The organism is Neolewinella sp., assembly GCF_965214665.1.
GTDB lineage: Bacteria > Bacteroidota > Bacteroidia > Chitinophagales > Saprospiraceae > Neolewinella.
In genome coordinates, this window is sequence record NZ_OZ243970.1 from 3,432,725 (window position 1) to 3,456,563 (window position 23,839).

The window sequence follows — 23,839 nt, forward strand, 5'->3', positions numbered from 1 at the left end:
CGAGCGAAGCGAGCTGCCCCGCACCTTAACTCCTTTACCCCTTAACTCCCTAACTCCTTGCCCCCCTTGCCATAAGCACCAGACCCCCCAGCACACAAGGCACACTCAACCACTGCCCCGTAGTCAGGGCGTCCCCAAAGCCCCCCTGATCGCTCTTAAAGTACTCCCACACGAAGCGGAAACCGAAGATGAGCACGAACCAGAGGCCGGTGAGAAAACCGGGTTTTTTGCGCACATCCGTCTTCCAGTAGAGGGCCAGGAGGAGACCGAAGGTGAGCAGGTAGCTGAGGGATTCGTAGATCTGCACCGGGTGGCGGGGCACGTCGGCCAGGGTGCGCGGTACGGCGTTGACGAAGAGGAAGGCCCAGGGGGCATCACTTGGCGTACCCACGATCTCGGAGTTCATCAGGTTGCCGAAGCGGATCATGGCACCGACCAGGGCGATGGGCGCGGCCACCTTATCGCTGATCCAGAAGAACGACTTTTTACTCACGAACTTACTGAACAGCCATAGCGCCGTCACCACCCCGATCACCCCGCCGTGACTGGCCAGTCCGCCCTCCCAAATTTTTAGAATGTCGCCCGGATGCTGGCTGTAATAGTCCCACTGATAAAACAGGATATGCCCCAGCCGTGCCCCCAGGATCGTGCCGCCGATGAGAAAGTAGAAGCAGTAGTCCAACCACGCCTCCGGTGCCCCCTCCCGCAGGAACATGCGCCGCACCATCATAAAGCCCAGCAGGAAGCCCACGGCAAACATCATCCCGTACCACCGCAGCGTGATGGGACCGATGGAGAAGATTTCGGGGGAGGCCTCCCAGGTGATGAATAGCATTGCGTTGGTGAGTTGGTGAGTTGTTGCGGGGCCGTCTAACCAGGGAAGCGTCTACCCGCGAAGCGGTCTACCCCGTAGGGTCTACTTCCCCGAAGGGGAGTCTACCGCTCCGGTTTCATTTGCGGAAAGAACAGCACCTCCTGAATACTCTTCTGCCCCGTAAGTAGCATCACCAGCCGGTCGATACCGATGCCGATGCCGGCCGTGGGGGGCATGCCGTACTCGAGGGCGCGCAGGAAGTCTTCGTCCATGGCCATGGCCTCGGCGTCGCCGCGCTGGGCGAGCTGAAGCTGCTCCTCGAAGCGGGCGCGCTGGTCGATGGGGTCGTTGAGCTCGGAGTAGGCGTTGGCGAGCTCCTTGCCGTTGACGATGAGCTCGAAGCGCTCCACCAGGCCCTCCTTGCTGCGGTGCTTCTTGGTCAGGGGGCTCATCTCGACGGGGTAGTCGGTGATGAAGGTGGGCTGGATGAGGGAGGCTTCTACGCATTCGCCGAAGATCTCGTCGATGAGCTTGCCGCGGCCCATGGTTTTGTCGACGTGGACATCGAGGCGCTCGGCGATGGCGCGCAGCTCGGTCTCGTCGGCACCGTCGATGTCCTCGCCGGTGTGCTCGCGGATGGCATCGGCCATGGTGAGGCGGCGGTAGGGGCCCTTAAAGTCGATGGTCTTGCCGTCGATGGTGACCTCGGTCCTGCCGCCGTCGCCGATGGCCCGGACGCTGTGCTCGAGGAGCTGCTCGCAGGTGTCCATCATCCAGTTGTAGTCCTTATAGGCCACGTAGAACTCGACCATGGTGAACTCCGGGTTGTGGGTGCGGTCCATGCCCTCGTTGCGGAAGATCTTGGCGAACTCGTACACCCCGTCGAAGCCCCCAATGATGAGCCGTTTCAGGTACAGCTCGTTGGCGATGCGTAGGTACATCGGCACGTCGAGCGTATTGTGGTGGGTCTTGAAGGGGCGGGCGGCGGCACCGCCGTGGATGGGTTGGAGCACGGGCGTCTCCACCTCCATCAGGCCGAGGTCGTCGAGGAACTGCCGCATGGCCGTGATGAGGCGGCTGCGCTTGCGGAAGGTTTCCTTCACTTTTGGGTTGACGGTGAGATCGACGTAGCGCATGCGGTAGCGCAACTCGGGGTCCTTAAACTCATCGTAGACCTTGCCCTCCTCGTCCTTCTTGGGGCTGGGCAGGGGGCGCAGTGACTTTCCGAGGAAGGTCAGCTCCTTCACGTGCACACTGATCTCGCCGGTGCGGGTCTTGAAGACGAAGCCCTTTACGCCGACGAAGTCGCCCAGGTCGATCAGCTTCTTAAACAGGTCGTTGTACAGCGCCTTATCCTCGCCGGGGGCAATGTCGTCGCGGCTCACGTAGAGCTGGATGCGGCCGCTGCTGTCCTGTAGGTTAGCGAAGGCAGCCTTACCCATGATGCGCTGGCTCATGATGCGGCCGGCTAGGGTGACGTCCTGTAGGTTGGTGACCTTGCCCTCTCCGTCTTCCTCGACCTGGGCTAGGATATCGGCGGCTAGGTGGGTAACGGGGAAGGCAGCGGCCGGGAAGGGCTCGATGCCCAGGGCGCGGATCTTGGCGAGGTTGTCGCGGCGGGTGAGTTCCTGGTCGGTAAATTCCATTCGTGAGGGGCTGGCGGGCAAAGGTAGGTTTAAGCCGCTAAAGGCCGCCATTCGTCGATTGCTTGCACCTGCGGCCCCGCCCGCTGCCTACCTTCTGGGAAATACTATCTGATGAGACGCTTCCTGCTGCTCTGCACGCTGCTTACCTCCCTCATGACCACCGCCCAGACCGATACGCTGCGTAATGAGCTACAATCTGACAACCTCGACTCTACTCAGCTTGCCATTGTATATCACCTTGCCGCTCAGCTGCCCGTGAACGGGGAAGTTGCCATCGCATTTCTCCACGACGGCCAAACGGACTACCTCGGTGCCCGTCATGAGGCCGGCCGAATTGTGACGGTCGACAACCACGATAAAGCCTTCGCTATCGGCTCCATCTCTAAGGTCTTCACGGCTACGCTGCTGGCGGACGCGGTGGAGCGTGGTGAGATCGAGCTAGACGATACCGTGAATGCCGCCTACGATTTCCCCTTCCACGACAGCATCACTTTCACCTACGGCCAACTGGCCAGCCATACCACCGGATTGCCCCGGCTGCCCAACAACATGCCCGGAGTGATTATGAGCCCAGACAATCCCTACGGTGCTTACGGGCCGGAGCAACTGCAAGCCTACCTACGCGACGAGATGGGGGTGCAGCAGGACGGCAGCAGCGTGTACTCTAACCTGGGCTTCGGCATCCTGGCTTACACCCTCACGTACAAAATAGCTGAGACGACCTACGGGGGGGCGCTACGCGAGCGCATCTTCGACCCCCTGGGTATGACGCAGTCCTCGAACGGGCCGGACAGCAGCCGCGTGGAGCTAGTGCCCGGGTATAGCGCGGACGGCACACCGGCCCCCTACTGGCACTTCACGGATGCAATGGCGGGGGCGGGCGCGATCGTGTCTACACCGCAAGACATGGCGCGTTTTCTAACCGCCCAGATGGATACGAGTAATCGGGTACTAACCCTGACGCGTGAGCCGGTGGTTGAATTAGAGGGACCGCAGGCAGTGGGACTGGCCTGGCAGATTCTTAGCCCCGAACCAGGCCGTACCGTATACTGGCACAACGGCGCGGTAGCGGGCTACCGGGCATTTACGGGCGTAGACGTGGAGCAGCAGCGCGGGGTGGTCGTGCTGACCAATGCGTTGCTGATGGGACCGGAGGTGGACCGGGCGGGGATGCAGTTGTTGCGGTAAAGACTCGGCGGACGAACCCGCTGTGCGGGGATTCGGCCGACGAGGGCGGACGAGCTTAGTCGTTGTCGCGGGTGATGAAGGACTCCTCGCGCTGGCGGCGGGCTTCGCGCTCGCGAAGTTCCTTGAGCTCGCGGGCGTCGCGTTCGCGCTGCTCTTCCTCGCGCATACCCTCCTTAAGCTCTTGCTCGAGGGAGCCCTTCGCGGTATTAAACTCGCGGATACCCTTACCGATGCCGCGCATCAGCTCGGGGATTTTTTTGCCGCCGAAGAGCAGCAGGATAGCAAAGAAGACCAGAATCATCTCCGGTCCGATAGCGTTGAGGAACAGCAGCGTGGTCGTCATGGTCAAGTTATTAAAGGCATGGGCAAAGATACGGCCTGGTGTGGATAACGTGTGTGGGCGGGGGAAGTTGTTTAGACTTCCCTTCGGGAAGGTAGACGCCTTCGGCTGGTTAGACGCTGCGCGGTAGACCCTTCGGGGTAGACTTGGCTCGCAGGCACGACATGCGGCAGCTCTACCCGCTTTAGCGGTCTACCCCCGAACGCGCCAGCGAGGGGTCTACCCCAGCAAAGCTGGGTCTGTACAATAGACGGGCGGGGCCGCGGGTGCGGAGTAAATTGTGGGACCGTTATATCAATCATCGCATAATTATACACTACCATGTCTGTGTCTTCCCGTCGCCGGTTCTTACGGCAATTTTCCGGTGGCCTCTTCACTGCCCCGATACTCCTTTCGGGGACGGAGCTACTGGCTGCCCCCCGCCTCGGATACGGTCCCAACGACCGCATCAACCTGGCCTGCATCGGTATGGGTATCCAGGGCTTCAACGACGTGAACGCGGCGCTACAGAATACGGGCGTGGAACTGGTAGCCGCCTGCGACCTCTACACCGGTCGACTGGAGCGAGCGCGGGAGGTGTACGGCGAAGACCTCTTCGTGACCCGCGACTACCGCGAGGTACTCGCCCGCCCCGACGTGGACGCCGTGATCGTCGCCACCCCCGATCACTGGCACGACACCATCACCATTGCCGCCCTGGACGCGGGTAAGCACGTGTACTGCGAAAAGCCGCTGGTGCAGCAGCTCGACGAGGGGCATGCCGTGCTGGAGGCCGAGCGGCGCAACCAGGGGGTGCTGATGGTGGGTAGTCAGCGGGTAAGCTCCATCCTGACCGAGCAGGCGCGGGAGCTCTACCGGCGGGGTGATCTCGGGCAGCTGGTACTGGTCGAAACCTACAACGACCGCTTCGATGCGCTGGGGGCGTGGCAGTACTCCATCCCCCGCGACGCCTCCCCTGAGACCGTGGACTGGGACACCTTTCTCAAGGATACCGGCGACCGGCCCTTCGATGCCACCCGCTTCTTCCGCTGGCGCAACTACCGGGACTACGGGACGGGGGTGGCGGGCGACCTTTTCGTGCACTTGTTCAGTGGTGCCCACCGCATCCTCGACTCTTTGGGGCCAGAGCGGATCTTTTCCACCGGCGGCCTACGGTACTGGAAGGACGGACGTGACGTACCCGACGTATTCATCGCCAGTTGCGACTACGGCCAGCAGGAGGGACACCCGGCCTTTAACATGCAGCTGCGGGTCAACTTTGTGGACGGTGGTGGGGGTGGGTCGCGGACCCGTTTCGTTGGCACGGAGGGGAGTCTAGAGGTAGATGGCGGCAGCATCACGCTACGCCGCAAGACCCTACCGCAGGCCCCCGGCTACGGTGGCTGGGACTCCTTTGGCACCTTCTCGGAAGCCGGCCGCGCGGAGTTCGAAGAATGGTACACCTCCGAATACCCCCCTGCCGCCGCTACCGTACAGGGACCGGACGAATGGACTTACCGCGTTCCCGACGGTTACTCCGACCATGTGCACCACTTCGGCAACTGGATCGAGGCCATCCGTACCGGCGGTAAGGTGGTAGAGGATGGCGCCTTCGGCTTCCGGGCCGCCGCCCCTTCGCTAGCCGCCAATACTAGCTACTACGAGCGCCGCGTTGTGGACTGGGACCCCAGCAAGATGAAAATGGTGTGACCAGTACAATGCTGCCTCCGGCAGCGCCAGTACAATGCGGTCTCCGACCGCGCTAACTAACTACGCTACCACACATGAACTACCTCCTTCCCCTACTCCTCTTATTGCTTCTCACCGCCTGCACTAAAGACACCGACGACAGCATCACCACCGAGACCCTCTCCGCCGACTGGCAGCTCCAGGAGTTCTCCATCACCCGCGCTACCTCCGGGCAGGAGATGTTTAAGCAGAGCGATGATACTACTTGGTTACTGCTAAATGCAGATGGCACCTACACACGCAACTATGTAAACGGCACTTGGGTGCTAGACGGTAAGATCATCGAAACGCAGCCTCTCCCGGACCTCGGACTTCGCCCCGTCGACTACGAAGTGCTCGCGGTATCGGACGAGCAACTCACCATCCGCTACCTCACCGCCGCCCTGGAGTGCAACTGCGGACTGGAAAGTCTGGTGCCGGGTGGCGAGCAGGTATTTCGTACCGACCGCTTTCTTAAACGGTAGTAGTGCTAGTACAATGCTGCCTCCGGCAGCGGCAGCAAAATGCAGCCTCTCCCGATAGCTATCGGGACGCCAATGATGAAACTCACCCGCCGCAACTTCCTGAAAACCGCCTCCTGGTCCACCGCCGTAGCGCTCCCCCCGGGCCTCTACAGTTGGCAGGTGGAGCCCTACTGGATGGAGTTCGTCCACCAGCAAATGCCGGTCACCAGCCTGCATGGGGGCAGGTCAAACCGCCTTCCTCAACCCGCCCGTGCTGCCCATCAAGAACGAGCGCTACGCCGCCGGTCGGGTCGATCCACGTGATGGCCGTACGCTCTACGTCAACCGGGCGCTGGGCTGCTCGTGGCCCGTGCGCTTTAATGTGCGGCCGGAGATCACGGTGTTTGAGCTGATGGTCGCGTAGTTGTGGCTTTAGCCGCAGTACTTCCAGTAAAGCGAGCCTTACTTTAGTCACCGATGAAATTACTATCCGCTATAGCATTCGTAGCGCTCACCGCTTGTACTAGCGAAGCATCCTGTACCCCCGACGGACTGACTCCCATCAGTCACGACACGCTCATCGCGCGCGCACTCCGTTTTGCCTTTCCCGATACTACTACCTGGGTAGTTAAAGACCCCAATGGTGAGGTCCTGACTGCCGATTCGCTTCAGCGCATCTACGATCCGGAGGAGTACGCGATAGCGTACTACGGCGATGCGTCAGGACGGGTAACTGAAATAATTCTTCACCCAGGCGCTACCGATGCAGAAAAGGAGCAGCAGCGTGCACTTACCCGTGCGATCAACGAAGGCCCCGAACTACGACGTATTACTATCGACTGTAGAGATAAGACTGATCTGCTGCAGGAGGTGTTTGATCGAGATCAATCTAGCCGCGGGTTTGACCCGGTAGCTCGTAGGATCAACCACGCAAACTGGGAGATCATCACCAGTTTTATCGAAACCTGCGGTATTCCAGCTAAGTCGGAAGTGAGCGAGGAGCAAATGGCCGGCATTTGGGCCGTTCTACAACATGCCCCCGCCCGCTACCGGAAGCCTCACCTGCCCGCGCTGGAAGCCGCCGCGGTGCGGGGAGATATACACTGGGGTACAGTCGCCATGCTCACCGACCGAACCCTACTGGATGAAGGTAAACCTCAAGTATACGGCACCCAACTGGTGCGCAACCCAGCTACGGGACAGATGGAGCTGGGTCAGTTAGTCGACCCTGGTGAGGTGGATGACCGGCGCGCGGCGCGCGGAATGGAGCCCTTAGCGGACTACCTAACCCACTTCGGAATAACGTTTACCGTTCCGCAGCAATAGACCGCTTTGTATACTTCCTTCAGTCCTGCTGCGACTACACCCGCATGAAGCGCGAGATGCTGGGCACCTTCGCCGTATCCGCCGATTCCAATTGGTTTGCGCTACCCAACTGGGAGCTGGATGCCTCCTAGCTCGACCCGGGGAACTTTTGCGATGGGCTTCTGGACGGACTGGAAGATTTCGCTGGGGGACGGTTTGATCCGTCCTGAGGCCTGCCCTGGCATTTTGCCCATTCCACCAACTTTGCACCTGCGGCCCCGCCCCGAAAGCTGCTACGGAACGGATGGTTGCGTGGCGTACCGGGGGTCAACAGAGCGCGTAAAAAAATTTTGGGGGATTTCTTTAGCCCTTTGTTTCTAGCCCGCGCCTCTCCCAAAACGGGCCATAAGTAAGCTAGAATGCGGGTTGTACGACAAAATGACTAAACCGAATTAGTCGGCGGACCCGAAATCTACATTGGGGGAAGAGAAATAACTTTTGGCTGTTTGGCTATTGGTTCACAAGTTTATATATTGCTGTAGCTTAATAGTCCATAGTACACTTTACACTTGATCATCTAACTAAACTTAGTCCCGGTTACAGCTCAATTTTACTTCCGTCCCGGCGGCCGTCTTCGGTCACCCTGACTGCTCTGTGCTCGCTCCTGGCCGTGCCTAGCGTGGTGGGCTTTCAGGAGATGCCGGCCCAACGACAAGTCACCCACAGTTTTCGGTACCAGAACCGTAGATCGTGCCGCTGCCGATCTACAGTTGGACATACGGTGCATGCCGTATGCGGTCCCTTCTATGACCCTATCCAAAACAAAAAGCATATATGAAATACTATTTCCTCCTCCTGATTAGCCTCTTTACCTACGGAAGCGTAGTGGCGCAGAACGAGCGTCAGGCACCGGCCTACCCGCTAGTCGTACATGACCCCTACTTCAGTATTTGGGCGATGAACGATGACATCACCGCCGCGCCTACCGCTCACTGGACGGGCACCCAGCAGGCACTCGTCGGGCTGATCATGGTCGACGGGACTACGTACCGCTTCCTGGGGGAGGAGGCCGTAGCCTACCGGGATATCGTGCCAACTTCGGAGAATGCACTGATCACCGAGGCGGACCCCGGGGAGGGTTGGCAAGTGACCGATTATGATGACAGCCACTGGTCGCAGGCCACGGCACCGTTCGGTAACGAGGGGCAGGCTACGACCGCCTGGACCTCCGATAACATCTGGTTGCGAAAGCGCTTCGATCTGGCGGCGCTGGACTTCGAGGAGCCCTACCTTAAATTATCCCACGACGACGACGTGCACGCCTATTTGAACGGCGAGCTACTCTACGAATGCGAGGAATGCTGGACCAGCCCCGATGAGTTTAGGTACTACCGTATTCCCCAGGCGGCGCTGGACAAGCTAAGCGAAGAAAACAACGTGCTGGCCGTGCACGTCAAAAATAACCGGGGGGGGCAGTGGCTGAATGCCGGCGTGGTGGACCTGGTCCGGGTAACCGCAAAGCCCGAGCCCGCCCGCCAGACCGCCCTGGATCTGACCGCCACCCAGACGAGCTACACCCTGGAGTGTGGAGGCGTCGACGTAGACCTCACGTTCACCTCGCCGCTGCTGATGGACGATCTTGACCTGCTCTCCCGACCGGTATCCTACGTGTCGATCAAGACTGCGCCGAATGACGAGCAGGCCCACGACGTGCAGGTCTACTTCGGTGCCTCATCGCTTATCGCCGCTAATATGGCGGGGGACAATATGGTGGCGGAAACGGGGTCGTCCGCAACGCTGGACTACCTAAAAGTAGGGACCGAGGCACAACCCGTACTGGAGAAACGAGGGGACGACCTGCGCATCGACTGGGGCTACCTCTACCTAGCAACGCCCAGGGATGCCGGGGCCGTCCAGCGGGTAGTCTCGCAGAGCGAAGCCATCGCCGACTTCATGAGCGGCACCCCCGCCGCGGCGCAGACCGAGGGCAAGCAGCTGGTCCTGACGACCATCTTTCCGCAGGAGCAAATCGAGGAGGAAAAGGAGTACTTGGTCCTACTGGGATACGATGACCTATACTCCATCAATTACTTCGGTGAGCGGCTGCGCCCGTGGTGGAATAAAGACGGTGAGAACTCCCTGTCCGAAGAGCTCGAGCGGGCGTATACCGACCACGAGGCAATCATCGGGCGGTGCGAGGCATTCAACGACCAACTCCGGCACGAGGCGGAGACTGCGGGGGGTGAGGAGTACGCCGAGCTTTTAGAGATCGGGTACCGCCAGTCGATCGCGGCGCATAAGCTGGTGGAAAGCCCCAACGGAGAGATCCTCTTCCTATCGAAGGAGAACAACAGCAACGGGTCCATCAATACAGTGGACGTCACTTACCCTTCCGCCCCCCTCTTCCTGGCTTACAACCCCGATCTGCTGAAGGGAATGCTGAACGGCATCTTTTACTACAGCGAGAGCGGCAAGTGGAAAAAACCCTTTCCCGCGCATGATCTGGGTACCTACCCGATTGCGACCGGGCAGACGTACGGGGAAGATATGCCGGTTGAGGAGGCCGGCAATATGATCGTACTCACCGCCGCCATTGCTAAGGCCGAGGGTAATGCCGACTACGCCGAGCAGCACTGGGAAACGCTCACCACCTGGGCGGACTACCTGGCCGAGGAGGGCCTCGACCCGGCGAACCAACTCTCAACCGATGACTTTTCCGGCCACCTGGCCCGCAACGCCAATCTTTCGGTCAAAGCCATCGTGGGGGTTGGTGGCTACGGCTACCTGGCCGAGCAGCTGGCCAAGGAGGACGCGGCGGAGACCTATTCCGACCGGGCCCACGAGATGGCCCAGCAGTGGATGGAACTGGCCGATGCCGACGACCACTACGTACTGGCCTTCGATAATCCCAACACCTGGAGCCAGAAGTACAACCTCGTCTGGGACAAGCTCATCGGGCTGGACCTGTTCCCCCAGGAAGTATACGCTACCGAACTGGCCTACTACGAGACCAAGAACAACACCTACGGCCTACCGCTGGACAACCGCTCCGACTACAGCAAGTCGGACTGGATCCTGTGGACCGCTACGCTGACCGACACCCGGGAGGAGTTTAAGGAGTTTGCCGACCCCGTCTACCGCTACGCCGTGGAGACCGAGGACCGCGTACCAATGAGCGACTGGCACTGGACTTCCAGCGGCGACCAGCGCGGCTTCAAGGCCCGAAGCGTGGTCGGGGGGTACTTCATCAAACTACTCGCCGACAAATGGGCAACTGCTAGGTAGTCCACCACTATATCATGCAAAAACAACTAACCGGTTTTAAATCACTAGCAATGACTCGTAGATCAACCCTGCCTGCTCGGGCGTCCTATAAGTGGCTCTATGTGCTACTGCTCTTACTGAGCGTCTCAACCGCGGCTACTGCGCAGGACGGCCCCGCCACGATGACCATCACCGGCCAGGTGAACGATCCCCTTACCGAAGAGCCCCTCATCGGCGTGAGCGTACTGGTACGGGGCGCGGGCGCCGGTGCGGGCACCTCTACGGACGTGGACGGGCGGTACAGCATCGACGCGGCGGGCAGCGACACGCTGGTGTTCTCCTACATCGGCTACGCTACCCAGGCGGTGCCCATCAACAACCGCAGCACGATCGACATGGAACTGGGTGAAGATGCCCAGTCGCTGGAGGAGATCGTCGTGACCGGCTACGGCACCCAGAAGCGAGAATCTGTCACCGGAGCCATCGCTACCATCAGCAGCGAGGAGCTCGGCCGGGTGAAGAACTCCGGTACCTCGGCCAGTACCGGCCTGGCGGGTAAGATACCCGGCGTGGCCTTCCGGCAGACGGACGGGCGACCCAATGCCTCCGCCACCGTCCAGATTCGGGGTATGGGGGAGCCGCTGTACGTCATTGACGGGATTCAGCAGGATGGCTTTCAATTCAATCGCCTGGCCCCCGCTGACATCGAGAGTATTTCCATTCTGAAGGATGGTGCCGCGGCGATTTACGGCTTCCGCGCCGCGAACGGGGTAGTGCTGGTCACGACCAAGCGCGGCTCACGCGGCGAGCGCAGCTCCGTTAACCTCGACGTCAACTACGGCGTACAGAACTGGGTGAACTTTCCTACGGTCACCAACAGCTCCTACATCTGGGCGCTGGAGAAAATTCAGGCAGACGTCAATGGGTTTGGGACGACCAACATCACCCCCGATGACCTGGAGCGCTACCGCCAGGGTACCGAACGTGGTTTTCAGAGTTTCGACTGGTCGGATTTCATTCTCAAGAAGAACTCTCCCATCTACCAGGTCAACCTCAACACGAACGGGGGGTCCGACCGGATCAACTACTATGCGGCCATAAACCGCAACTACAGCAATTCGGTGCTCGGCGACGAGTTCGACTACGGCCGTACCAACATCATCAGCAACGTCGACGTCAACATCACGGATAACCTGAAGGTGGGCGTCGGCATCAACGGCTACTCGGAAAAGACGGAAAATCCCGGCATTCCCGGCTTCGACGATTACTGGCTGCCCCGCTACGCGATCATGCGCAACAAGCCCTGGCAGCGCCCCTACGCCAACGACAACCCGGAGTACATCAACGACATTGGGCACAACGAGACCAACTGGGCCTACAATAACTTCAAAAATGGGGGCTACCTGCGCGACAACCGGAAGTTCGGTCAGGTCAATGGTACGCTGAATTACAAAGTACCCTTCGTGCCGGGGCTGTCAGTCCAGGGACTGGCCTCCTACCACGCGGAGGAGCGGCAGCTCGACGTACACGAGTACACCTACGATACCTACACCTACTTCCCCGAAACGGAAAACACCCCGGAGGAGTACCGGAGAACCGGGGGGAGTACGAACCCCTACCGGGAGCGGCAGGTACGCCAGGTACAGGTGCTTAATATCCAGATCGGCCTGAACTACTCCAAGATATTCGGTAACCACGAGGTAGGGGCGCTGCTACTCTCCGAGCGGTACGAACAGAAGTTCAACGGTTCGTACATGCGGGCGCAGCCGCAGACGAACGTGCTGCCGCTAATCTACTTCAACGACATCGACCGCTTTAGCGATAGCCAGCGCGAGGTGGCCCGCCTGGGCTACGTGGGCCGGCTCAACTACAACTTCGCCAACAAGTACTACATCGAGGTATCCGGTCGCCGGGACGCCTCCTGGCGTTTCGCCCCGGACCGCCGCGTCGGCTACTTTCCCGGGGGCTCCATCGGCTGGCGGATCACCGAGGAGCCGTTCCTACAGTCGCTACTGGGCGAGTCGAACGTACTCAGCAATCTGAAACTACGGGCTTCCTACGGCATCGTAGGGGACGACGACGTCATCAACCCCTTCGCCTACCTCGAGGGGTACTCCTACAATCGGGGGCTGGCCGTGCTGAACGGGAACCCCATTGTGGGTACGCAGGATAACGGTCAGCCCATCAACAATATCACCTGGTTTACGAGCGAGATCCTTAATGTAGGTGCCGACTACAGCCTGTTCGGCGGTAAGGTCACCGGTCAGATCGACGCCTTCAACCGGAAACGGGATGGATTGCGGGGCCGGAAGTACGATATTCTATTACCTAGCGAACTGGGTTACAGTCTTCCCGATGAGAACGTATCCAGTGATCGGGTATTTGGTGCCGAGGGCCTAGTTGCCTACAACGGCCGCGTCAACAGCCTCACCTTCTCGGTATCCACTAACCTGTCCTACGCCCGCACCCAGTTCCTCTCGTCCTATAATCCCGTATTCTTCAACTCCTGGGACGAGTACCGCGCCTCCAGCGAGGGTCGCTATACCGGCATTACCTGGGGCTACCAGGTCATCGGGCAGTTTGAGAGCCAGGAGCAGATCAACAATTACGAGGTGAACGTCGACGGGCAGGGCAATAACACCCTACTCCCGGGTGACCTGATCTATAAGGACGTCAACGGTGACGGCAAGATCGATGGCTACGACGAGCGGCCCATCGGTTACAGCGACGTCCTTCCCTTGATCAATGGAGGACTCAGCATCACCGCTAACTGGAAAGGCTTCGACCTGGCGCTGGACTTCTCCCTGGCCTCCGGCTACTCCTTCACCGCAGAGAACGAACTGAGCCGTGCCTTCCGGGCGGCGGGTGGCAACATCGCCGAGCACCTACGCGACGCCTGGCACCGGGAGGACCCCTTCGATATAAATAGCCAGTGGATCCCGGGTTACTTCCCCCCTAATCGCTTCGACCAGGGTGGACTGAGCTCAGTAAATAAGCGGTCTGATTTCTGGCTCATCAACGTGACCGCCTTCCGGGCCAGAACCTTCCAGCTCGGCTACACCCTACCCAGCCCGCTGACTACCCGAGTCGGCATCCAGCAGGCGCGAGTATACCTCAATGGCTTTAACCTCTTTTCGATCCACAACGTCGGCCGCTACAACATCGACCCCGAGGTCAATCAGACGAATGGCCTGGGCTATCCCCAGTCACGCGTCGTGAGCGCGGGGGTAAACCTCACTTTCTAAACGACCATGCACACCACGATGAAAAAGATCAACTATATACTATTCGCGCTGCTGTTCTGCGGCGGTTGGGCGTGTGAGAGTGACGAGGACTTCCTGAATCGCGATCCCGCTGAAATTCTGACGACCGAGCAGGCACTCAGCGACCCCGCCCAGGTGGAATCAATTCTTTCCAACCTTTATTCCCGTCAATTCTCTATAAACAGATTGAATGATTGGAGAACAATGGCTGATTTCAACGAGGTCTACGTAGCCGCCAACGACGGCCTGACGAATGCTTTCCACAACAACAATACTTGGGGCTGGAACGGCTCCTACGGCTTCTGGGGGACCTGGGACTACGGCTACATCCGGGAACTGAACCTGTTCATCGAGCGGATGGACCAGGCCACCATCCCCGAACGACTGATCACCACCTTCACCGCCGAGGCCCGCTACCTACGCGCGGCGTACTACTACGAGCTGGTCAAGCTGTTCGGCGGGGTGCCCATCATCCTGGAGCCCCTCGTGTACGACTTCAGCGGCGATCCTACTTACCTACAGGTGCCCCGGTCTACCGAAGCCGAGGTCTACGACTTTGTGATTCAGGAGGCTACCGAACTCGCTACGCTGCTGCCCGTGAACTCGGAGGGCAAATCCCGGGCCAGTGCCGGGGCTGCACTAGCCATGAAGGCACAGGCCGCCGTTTACGCCGGTTCGCTAGCTAAGTATAGTTCGGTCACTCCCTCCGTTACGCTGGAGGGTGGCGTGATCGGTATTCCGGCAGACCGCGCGGAGGACTACTACACCACGGCCCTGGAAACGGCGCAGCAGATCATCAACGGGGAGGTCGGCAGCTACAGCCTCTACGCAAAGAACCCTAATGACCTGTCGGAGAACTTCGCGGCCCTGTTCTACGACAAGAACGCCAACCCCGAGGTGATCTACCAGGAGGAATACCTCATCAAGTTCAAGACCCACGGCTACACCATCTCCAACCAGCCCCGCTTCGGTGCCGAAGAGGAGGAAGGCGGTGCGATGAACCCCTCGCTGAACCTCGTGCAGTCCTTCGAGCGGCTGGACAACACCTTCGCTCCCATCCCCACGGTCGATAGCGCCGGCAACCGTATCCTTTACGAAAATCAGGAAGACATTTTTGCCGGTCGCGATGCTCGCCTGGGCGGTACGGTGATCCTGCCCGGCACCACCTTCAAGGGCCGGCCGGTAGATATCTGGGCGGGCGTGCAACTACCCGACGGCGAGATCGTAAGCGGCAACGAGCGGGGCCAACTGCGCGAGCTGCCCGGTAGCGCTACCCCCCAGCAGGTGGTGGGCTTCGACGGGCCGATCCAGGAGACGGATCAGAATGCCGTCTCCGGGTTCTACGTACGCAAGTACCTCGATCCCACGCCCGGCTCCGGACAGCGGGGCAACCAGAGCGACGTATCCCGCATCCAGTACCGCTACGGCGAAATTCTACTCATTGCCGCCGAGGCGGCCTTCGAGCTGGGCGATCTGGCTACGGCCGCGGACTACATGAACCAAGTGCGCGAACGTGCCGGCTTCACCATCCCCCTCACGCCGGAGCAGATCACCTTCGACCGTATCGTACACGAACGCCGGGTAGAATTCGCCCTGGAGGGGCAGTACTACATGGACCTGAAGCGCTTCCGAATCGCCCACCAGGTTTTCGACGGGGTAGCGATGGACGTGGAGGGCCTGAGGTCAGACATCGGGAAGGCCACCAAGCGCAGCACCCAGCCCTGGGCCCTGTGGCCCTATAAGGTGTACGACCCCGGAGCAGAAGACGACGGCAAGTGGTACTACACCGAGGTACTACCGAGTCGCGTCACCGCCGCGGACACCTGGCAATTGGGCAACTACTACAGCAACATCAACGATGGTATCCTGACTAACAACCCCCAGCTGGTCCGTCAGCCCCTCCAATAAGCAGTACCTCACTATATAACGACCGATCATGAGAAGCATACTTCAGTTTCTTCCCCTTATCTTATTAACTACCCTGGTACTGGCCTGTGAAGAGGATAACTTCGCCGAGCCTACGACCAGCCTGACGGGCCGCCTCGTGTACCAGGGCGAACCCATCAACGTGGAGTACAACCGCGTCAGCTACGAGCTCTACCAGGACGGCTTCGGCAAGGTGGGCCCCATCGGCAGCACCTTCACCTCGGAGGGCGAGTTTTCCCACCTCCTGTTCAACGGGGAATATAAGATGATCATTCCCATCGGACAGGGACCGTTCCTACCACTACAAAACCAGTCGGGGCAGCCCGATACCATCCGCATCGACCTGCGGGGTAATGAGGTGATGGACATCGAGGTCACCCCCTACTGGCGCATCCAGAATGCCCTCATCTCCGCCGGTGAGGACCGGGTGGGGGCCACCGTCAGCCTCGAGCAAATCGTGACCGGCGATCAGGCCAAGGATATCGAAAGCGTCACCCTCTACGTAAGCAAAACGGCCTTCGCCAACACCCAGACTAACGTAGCTACCGCTGCGATGGGCGGTGGGGACATCGCCGATATGAATAGCATCAGCCTGAGCGTGGACATACCCGAGATCCAGCCCGTACAGAACTACGTCTTCGCCAGCGTCGGCGTAAAATTCGCCGGAGTGGAGGACCTGCTCTTTTCGGATACGGAGCGGCTTGACTTTTAGCACCGCTAGGTGCTGGCCTCTGTTTACCTTCATTCCAACGACGGCTCCGTGTACCTCCGTGAGCTTACACCAGGGGCCCCTACCCCTGCTGACGCACGTGTACTCTGTGTTGAGCCCTCCAAAACTCCCGCACCCGCGGCCCCGCCCCATGCGCTTCCTCCTCGTTCTGCTCCCCCTGTTCCTAACCGCACAGCCCACCCCCGTCGACTACGCCAACCCGCTGATGGGCACCGACTCCGACTATCGGCTCTCCAACGGCAACGTCTACCCCGCCATCGCCCGCCCCTGGGGCATGAACTTCTGGACCCCACAAACCGGCGAGATGGGCAACGGCTGGGCCTACACCTACGACGCCAACCGCATCCGCGGCTTCAAGCAGACCCACCAGCCCTCGCCCTGGATGAACGACTACGGGCAGTTCAGCCTGATGCCGGTCACGGGGCAGCTACGGTTCACCGAAGAGGAACGGCAGAGCTGGTTTTCCCACAAGGCCGAGACCGTACAGCCGCACTACTACAGCGTGTACCTGGCCGACCACGACGTAACCACCGAGCTCACCCCCACCGAGCGGGCGGCCATGTTCCGCTTCACTTTTCCGGAGACGGACAGCAGCTATGTGGTGATCGACGCCTTCGACCGGGGGTCGTACGTGAAGATCGAACCGGAGGCCCGCCGCGTGATCGGCTACACGACCCGCAACAGCGGCGGGGTGCCAGAGAACTTCAAAAACTACTTCGTGGTGGAGTTCGATAAGGACTTTACCGTGACCCAGACCTTTAGCGACACCACGCTGAGCAGTGAGCTGGAAATGCAGGCGGGGCACGCAGGTGCAGTGATTGGCTTCCCGACCATCAAGGGAGAACGGGTGCACGCCCGGGTGGCGAGCTCCTTCATCAGCCACGAACAGGCGGCGCGCAACCTGGCGGAGCTGGGACAGGACGATTTCGATACGGTGCGTGAGACCGGCCGGGACATCTGGAATGAAGAGCTGGGTCGGATCGAAGTAGAAGGGGGTACCCCCGAGCAGTTCGGTAACTTCTATAGCTGTCTGTACCGCTCGCTGCTCTTCCCGCGTAAGTTCTTCGAGTATGACGCGGACGGCCAGGTGGTCCACTATAGCCCGTACAACGGCAAGGTGCTGCCCGGGTACATGTTTACCGATACCGGCTTCTGGGATACCTTCCGGGCGCTGTTTCCCTTCCTGAATCTGATGTACCCGGAGCTGAACGGACAGATGCAGGAGGGTCTGGCCAATGCCTATAAGGAAAGCGGCTGGCTGCCGGAGTGGGCCAGTCCGGGACTGCGCAACGTGATGGTGGGCAACAACTCTGCCTCCGTGGTTGCCGAGGCCTACCTGAAGAGCGGGGAGGCATATGATTACGATATCGATACCCTCTACGATGCGTTGATCCACGGGGCGAACCATGCCGGTCCGCTCACCGCCGTGGGCCGTGCCGGAGCCGACTACTACACCGAACTAGGCTACGTGCCCTACGACGTGGACCTCAACGAGAGTGCCGCCCGCAGCCTGGAGTACGCCTACGATGACTTTGCCATTTACCAGCTTGCGAAGGAGCTCGGTCGGCCGGCCGAGGAGGTGGAAAAGTACCGCCAGCGTAGCCTCAACTACCGCAAGCTTTACGACCCCGAGACCCAGCTGATGCGCGGCAAGAACAAAGATGGAAGTTTTCAGTCTCCCTTCAACCCCTTCAAGTGGGGCGATGCCTTCACCGAGGGCAATAGCTGGCACTACAGCTGGTCGGTCTTCCACGATATGCAGGGGCTGATCGACCTGATGGGGGGCGAGGAGCAGTTCGTAGCGCAGCTGGATACGGTATTCGCCCTACCGCCAATCTTCGACGACAGCTACTACGGCGGCACCATCCACGAGATCCGGGAGATGCAGATCGCCGACATGGGGCAGTACGCCCACGGCAACCAGCCGATCCAGCACATGATCTACCTATACAACTACGCCGGTCAGCCCTGGAAGACGCAGTACTGGGTACGCGAGACCATGAACCGCATGTACCAGCCCACCCCCGACGGCTACTGCGGCGATGAGGACAACGGACAGACCTCGGCCTGGTACGTCTTCTCGGCCCTGGGCTTTTACCCCGTGGCACCGGCTACGGACGAATATGTACTGGGGGCACCATTGTTTCAAAAAGCTACCCTGCACCTGGAAAATGGCAATACGGTCACGATCAGCGCCCCCAACAATGGGCCGGATAACCGCTATATTCAGCGGATGACCGTCAACGGGGAGGTCTACAATAAGAACTACCTGCGCCACTCCGCGCTGATGGAGGGGGCGGAGATCGAGATCGAAATGGGGGCGGAGCCTAATCGGGAGCGGGGGACTACGGCGGAGGCTTATCCCTATTCGCTATCGCGTACTTCGGAGTAGCAGTGTACCTCCCTTACGCAGATCGGCGTGGGGTAAATAGTACTCCTTGCTCATGGGCTGGCCGTTCAGCTCAGCAGTAGTAAGTGTACGCCCCTCACCGGCCCGCTCTACCACCAGCACCGTATCCCCCACCTGCCAGCGTACCCGCTCGAAGACCGGTAGGCTGACCAGGTACTCATTATCGGCCGGGGAGAGGGGGTAGAGTCCCGCGGCGGCGAATACATACCAGGCGCTCATCTCGCCGGCATCATCCATGCCACAGAGTGCCCGTTCATCTTCTCCCACGGCGTAGAAATCGGACAAGATGCGATCGATCAGCGCCTGCGACTTTTCCGGTTTGCCGATGGCGTAGTAGGCGTAGGGGGCCTCGTGATCGGGCTGGTTGCCATGGCAGTACTGCCCGATGAAGCTCGATATGTTGCGGGCGATATGCTCGGGGTTCCAGGGTAGGGTGAAGAGGGAATCGAGCTTGGACTCGAAGGGTGCCGGTCCGCCGTACAGCTCGACCAGGCCCGGCATATCGTGGGGCACGTAGAAGGACAGTTGCCAGGCGTTGGCCTCGCGGTACATGTATTCGTAGTAGGGGTATTCGGAGTCGAAGGGGGTGACCCAGTCGCCACTAGCCAGGCGCCCGCGCATGAAATGGGTGGCCGGGTCGAAGACGTTGCGGTAGTTGCCGGCGCGGGCGAGCAGGTCCCGGTAGTGCTCGTCATCGTCCCGTGCACGGGCGAGTTGGGCGAGGGAGTAATCGTCCAGGGCGTACTCCAGGGTCTTAGACACGCCGGCGGCGGCCTTCGTTTCGGTATTGGGGTTTTCTACTACGGGCTCGGGAACGTAGCCCTGCTCGATGTATTCCCGAATGTAGGGGCGGGTGCCGCCTTCTTTGTAGGCGTTGTTGATCAGTAGCTCGTAGGCCCGGTCCAGGTCGAAATTACGTACCCCCTGGGCGTAGGCGTTGGCGATGAAGGGGGCGGCGTGATCGCCGTGGAAGAAGGTGGGCATGAAGCCGTCCTCCTCGCCCAGGGCGATCATACTCTGGATGACGTCGCCCGCTACCTGAGGCCGCAGCATGCTGAGCAGCACGAGTTTATTGCGGTAGGTATCCCAGAGGGAGGGCTTGGTGTAGTAATCGAAGCCGTCGTTGGCATCACCGCGCAGGGCCGGCCAGAGGAAAGTGCGGTAGAGGGAAGAGTAGAAAATGCGGCGTTCGCGCTCGCTGCCTCCTGCTACGGCGACCTTTCCCAGCAGTTGGTTCCAGGTGTCGACTCCATCTTGCCGGACTTGATCGAAACTGCGGTCCCCTACTTCCTCCAGGTTCTGGCGGGCATTTTCCGTACTGGTGAAGGACAGACCGATGGTCATGCTCACCTCCGCCCCGCCTTCGCCGAGATCGACCACGGCATACCCCCTATCGTCACCCTCACTCCGCTCGAGCTGCCGGATCGGCGTGCTGAGGATGGCGTAGAAGTAGACCTGCTCTCCGCCCATATCCTGGTAGCCCGATAGTCGGTCCTCCCCCTCCTGCGCGATGGCCCAGTCGCGCACGCGGTTGTTCGCCCGGCCGAGGTCGAAGAGCAGGCGGCGGTCGGTCGGATCGGCGAAGGTGTAGGCGTGGTACCCCGTACGCAGGGTGGAGGTTAATCGCACCTCGACGCCGTAATCCGTCAGCGTCACCCCGTAAAAAGCAGGGGATGCCGCCTCCGTCGCCTTGTCGAAACGGGAGGCGTAGGGGTACTCGGCACCACCGGAAAGCGGTAGCACGGGTACGTTACACAGGTTCCAGTGCCCCTTGTTGGTGTGGGTAAAGCCGATGATGGTGCTGTCTTCGTACTCGTAGCCCGCCCCGCTACCGTACTCGGTGATGGGACTGAGCTGTACCATGGCATTGGGCAGTGACGAGCCGGGGTAGGTCAGCCCCGCCCATACCCGCCAGTCCTTCGGAGGGGTATAGCCGATGAAGGCGGGGTCCGTGAGGGGAGCGGTGCCTAGAAAAGGGTCGACGTAGCTCGCGGGGTCGGTGACGTAGGGGCTCCCTGCCGCCGGCTCCTCCGCCGTCTGCCCGCCCACCCGGTAGGACTGAAGGAACAGGATGAACAAAAGAAGGGTGCAGAGACGGGGGTACATACACTTAGTTTTGCTGCGTAAGTGGGGAGAGTAGTTCAACCCAGCAATTCGGACCGCTGCTGGTAGGTCTTCCAGAGGAACTCTCCGCAGAGCGTATTGGCCCAGGCGAACCACGCGCGGGTGAAGTTGGTGGGATCGTCCTTGTCGAAGGACTCGTGCATGAAGCCCGTGCCGCCGTGGGTGGCTTTGAGCTGGGCGACGGCCGCGCGGATCTCCCCATCATCGTCGCTGGTGAGTCCGTACATCGTGATGGCCATGGGCCAGATCATATCCATGCCTACGTGGGGCCCGCCGATGCCCCGGGCGGCCGTACCGCTGAAGAAGAAGGGGTTATCCTGCGACCACACGAAGTCGCGGGTATTCTGGTAGACCTCATTATCGCGGCTTACCGCATCGAGGTAGGGCAGGGAGAGCAGGCTGGGCACATTGGCATCGTCCATGAGCAACTGGCTGCCGAAGCCGTCGATCTCGAAGGCGTAGATCGGGCCGTACTTCTCGTGCTCCACAATGGCGTGCTCCTCCAGGGCGGTTTCGACCTCCGCGGCCAGGGCACGCAGGTCTGTAGGGCTGGCACGTTCGCCCTGCCCCAGGGCCTCCAGCATCTCGGCGGCCTGGCGCAGGCTCACTACGGCAAAGAAATTGGAGGGAATCAAAAACGAAAATACCGTAGCATCGTCACTGGGCCGGAAGGCACTACAGATCAGGCCTACGGGATTGACGGGGTAACCCGCCCCCCGTAGCGTACGGGTATCGGTAGCGTGGGGCGTGGTGCGCTGGAAGCTGTAGGGGTTACTCCCGTCCTTCTGCTGCTGGTCACGGAACACCCGCAACGTACTGGCGATGGCACGCCGCCAGTCGTCGTCGAAGGGGGCCGTATCACCGGTCGTTTTCCAGTAGTTGTAGGCCAGGCGGATGGGGTAGCAGAGGCTGTCGATCTCGTACTTCCGCTCATGTACGCCGGGCAGCATGTCGGTGCTGTCGGAGGTCCACTCGCCCCGCTTTTCGGGATCATCGTAGAAGGCATTGGCGTAGGGATCCTTCAGGACGTAGCTGGTCTGCCGGTTGATCACTCCGGCGATCAGGTTCTTGAGGGCGGGGTCCTGGTCGGCAAACTGCATATAGGGCCACACCTGCGCCGAGCTGTCGCGCAGCCACATAGCATCGATATCGCCGGTGATCACGTAGGTATCGGGCTTGCCACCAGGCTCGGTATAGGTGACGGTCGTATCGAGGGTATTCGGAAAGCAATTATTGAATAGCCAGCAGAGCTCCTCATCGTCCACGCTCTTAATAAAGGTGGTGATAGCTTCCTCGACGGCGCGGCTGCGGAAGTTGCGTTCAGCCTCCGGAGTGCGTACTATAGGAAAGTCTTTAGAGGATACGCCCCGCATACTGAGTAGGTGGGCGGGTGCGCAGGATGCAATGCCTCCGATAAGGGCAGAATGGCGGAGGAAGGTTTTTCGGTTCATAGGGTGTGGATGTGTTTGGGTAAAGCTAGCCTAAAAGGCCGGCAGCGGCGAGTTTAGCCATAGCCTCGATGAGCATCAGGCCGCTGAGTTGAGTGGTCAGGTCGGTTACCTCATCAGGCTGGGTCCGCCAGTCAGGACCTACAATCATATCCGGCCTGCGGATACCCTGGTCGTGGAGGGTTTCTCCGTTAAAGCGCATAAATCGTACTAGGGCGTCGCGGTCATCGTCCCGAATGTCGGGCGACAGGATTAGGTCGGTGAGGTACCGTACAAGTATCCCCTTGAATAGGCCACCGTCACCCTGCCCCTCGTCGCGCAGCAGGCCCTCGGTGGTGAGTTGCGGACTGACGGTCGTACGCCGGGCGGTACGTAGGGCATCGTTGAGGTAGCTCTCACTGCCGGTGGCGTTGTACAGGCGTAGACCGGCCCCAATCCAGGTACCCATATTGTAAGTGAATACCCATTCTTTCTTGATCTTCACCTCTCCGTCCTCCTCATAGATATTATCCCATACCTCACCGGTGTCGGGGTCGAGTAGATTTGCCCGCTGCCAGTCGTAGAGCCGCTTGGCCCAGTCAAGGTAGGTCGTATCCTGATTCACTTCGTAGAGGCGCATGGCCAGTACGATGGCCGGACCGTTGGAAACGGCGTTCTTCATTCGCGGCGTGTCCTTCTTCCAGGTGATACCCCCACCGAAGACCTCGCTGTAGCTTCCCAGTACGTCCTGCCAGAGGAACTCCGCGACCTCCAGGTATTCGGTATTACCGGTGGCGTTATAGGCACGCATACTTGAATTGCCGAGCCAGAGCATGTCATCGTTGAATACATTAGAGTAGGTACCTCCATTTTGGACTTTTATACCGCGCAGCAGGGCAATCATACGGGGCAAATAGGCAGGATCACCGGTACGCTCGTATCCATCGACTAATGTGTGCAAAGCGTGGGCGTTTGGCCAGTAGTTACCAAACTGCGTCGTGCCCTGATTACTGATCACGTAGGTACCATCGCCGCCGAGGTAAGTCGTGCGGGTAGCCTCCTGCATGGAGTCAGCCGTAGCTGCGTAGTCGTACACCCGGTCGGTAGTACCACCCGGTACGGGTTCCCGCAGAGGAATAGGTTCCTCTTTTTCGCAGGATACAAGTAAAATGACAAGACTTAGTAGAAGGATAGGAAGACGGGGGTAGGTCATGGCTACGGGGGCTATGGG

At 60.1% G+C, this 23,839-nt stretch carries 16 protein-coding genes; 10 read left to right on the top strand and 6 right to left on the bottom strand.

What is annotated here, in order from left to right; translation table 11 throughout:
• Positions 1-49: 49 nt before the first annotated feature.
• Together lgt and lysS are read right to left on the bottom strand one after the other, a co-directional pair.
• Positions 50-835 carry a prolipoprotein diacylglyceryl transferase gene (gene lgt / locus ACOOHD_RS14760; protein ID WP_420458648.1) on the bottom strand — a complete coding sequence of 262 codons (786 nt, stop codon included), beginning with the start codon at positions 833-835 and terminating at the stop codon, positions 50-52.
• 101 nt (positions 836-936) lie between these two features.
• Positions 937-2,460 (bottom strand): lysine--tRNA ligase, encoded by a 1,524-nt coding sequence (gene lysS / locus ACOOHD_RS14765; protein ID WP_420458649.1) that lies wholly within the window; start codon positions 2,458-2,460, stop codon positions 937-939.
• Positions 2,461-2,571: 111 nt separating this feature from the next.
• Here lysS and ACOOHD_RS14770 point away from each other — a divergent pair, with 111 nt between their 5' ends.
• Complete coding sequence (locus ACOOHD_RS14770) at positions 2,572-3,648, top strand: serine hydrolase domain-containing protein (RefSeq protein WP_420458650.1); 1,077 nt, start codon at positions 2,572-2,574, stop codon at positions 3,646-3,648.
• Between the two features lie 55 nt (positions 3,649-3,703).
• On the opposite strand, the gene ACOOHD_RS14775 is transcribed toward ACOOHD_RS14770, so the two are convergent.
• Positions 3,704-3,991, bottom strand: a complete 288-nt coding sequence (locus ACOOHD_RS14775; RefSeq protein ID WP_420458651.1) for a Sec-independent protein translocase subunit TatA/TatB — start codon at positions 3,989-3,991, stop codon at positions 3,704-3,706.
• A 318-nt stretch (positions 3,992-4,309) separates the two neighbouring features.
• Here ACOOHD_RS14775 and ACOOHD_RS14780 point away from each other — a divergent pair, with 318 nt between their 5' ends.
• The 9 genes from ACOOHD_RS14780 to ACOOHD_RS14820 all read left to right on the top strand — a co-directional run bounded on the left by ACOOHD_RS14780 (position 4,310) and on the right by ACOOHD_RS14820 (position 19,039).
• On the top strand, positions 4,310-5,677 hold the full coding sequence (locus ACOOHD_RS14780) for a Gfo/Idh/MocA family protein (protein ID WP_420458652.1): 1,368 nt from the start codon (positions 4,310-4,312) through the stop codon (positions 5,675-5,677).
• A 74-nt stretch (positions 5,678-5,751) separates the two neighbouring features.
• Entirely contained in the window at positions 5,752-6,180 is a 429-nt protein-coding gene (locus ACOOHD_RS14785; RefSeq protein ID WP_420458653.1) for a hypothetical protein, read from the top strand.
• Between the two features lie 214 nt (positions 6,181-6,394).
• Positions 6,395-6,583 (top strand): hypothetical protein, encoded by a 189-nt coding sequence (locus tag ACOOHD_RS14790; RefSeq protein WP_420458654.1) that lies wholly within the window; start codon positions 6,395-6,397, stop codon positions 6,581-6,583.
• Between the two features lie 53 nt (positions 6,584-6,636).
• Entirely contained in the window at positions 6,637-7,485 is an 849-nt protein-coding gene (locus ACOOHD_RS14795) for a DUF6624 domain-containing protein (RefSeq protein WP_420458655.1), read from the top strand.
• Positions 7,486-8,298: 813 nt separating this feature from the next.
• Complete coding sequence (locus tag ACOOHD_RS14800; RefSeq protein WP_420458656.1) at positions 8,299-10,749, top strand: glutaminase domain-containing protein; 2,451 nt, start codon at positions 8,299-8,301, stop codon at positions 10,747-10,749.
• Between the two features lie 50 nt (positions 10,750-10,799).
• Positions 10,800-13,973, top strand: coding sequence for a SusC/RagA family TonB-linked outer membrane protein (locus ACOOHD_RS14805; protein WP_420458657.1), 3,174 nt, complete (start codon positions 10,800-10,802; stop codon positions 13,971-13,973).
• 6 nt (positions 13,974-13,979) lie between these two features.
• A complete protein-coding gene (locus ACOOHD_RS14810) occupies positions 13,980-15,899 on the top strand; it encodes a RagB/SusD family nutrient uptake outer membrane protein (protein ID WP_420458658.1) in 1,920 nt (639 codons plus the stop codon).
• A gap of 28 nt (positions 15,900-15,927) precedes the next feature.
• Positions 15,928-16,629 (top strand): DUF3823 domain-containing protein, encoded by a 702-nt coding sequence (locus ACOOHD_RS14815; protein ID WP_420458659.1) that lies wholly within the window; start codon positions 15,928-15,930, stop codon positions 16,627-16,629.
• 148 nt (positions 16,630-16,777) lie between these two features.
• Positions 16,778-19,039, top strand: coding sequence for a GH92 family glycosyl hydrolase (locus ACOOHD_RS14820; protein ID WP_420458660.1), 2,262 nt, complete (start codon positions 16,778-16,780; stop codon positions 19,037-19,039).
• On the opposite strand, the gene ACOOHD_RS14825 is transcribed toward ACOOHD_RS14820, so the two are convergent.
• The 3 genes from ACOOHD_RS14825 to ACOOHD_RS14835 are packed head-to-tail and all read right to left on the bottom strand — an operon-like array spanning position 19,019 to position 23,821.
• Complete coding sequence (locus ACOOHD_RS14825) at positions 19,019-21,163, bottom strand: GH92 family glycosyl hydrolase (RefSeq protein ID WP_420458661.1); 2,145 nt, start codon at positions 21,161-21,163, stop codon at positions 19,019-19,021. The two genes, ACOOHD_RS14820 and ACOOHD_RS14825, sit on opposite strands and share 21 nt — an antisense overlap.
• A 35-nt stretch (positions 21,164-21,198) precedes the next feature.
• Positions 21,199-22,632 carry a glycoside hydrolase family 125 protein gene (locus tag ACOOHD_RS14830; protein WP_420458662.1) on the bottom strand — a complete coding sequence of 478 codons (1,434 nt, stop codon included), beginning with the start codon at positions 22,630-22,632 and terminating at the stop codon, positions 21,199-21,201.
• Between the two features lie 25 nt (positions 22,633-22,657).
• Entirely contained in the window at positions 22,658-23,821 is a 1,164-nt protein-coding gene (locus tag ACOOHD_RS14835; RefSeq protein WP_420458663.1) for a glycoside hydrolase family 76 protein, read from the bottom strand.
• Between the last annotated feature and the right edge of the window lie 18 nt (positions 23,822-23,839).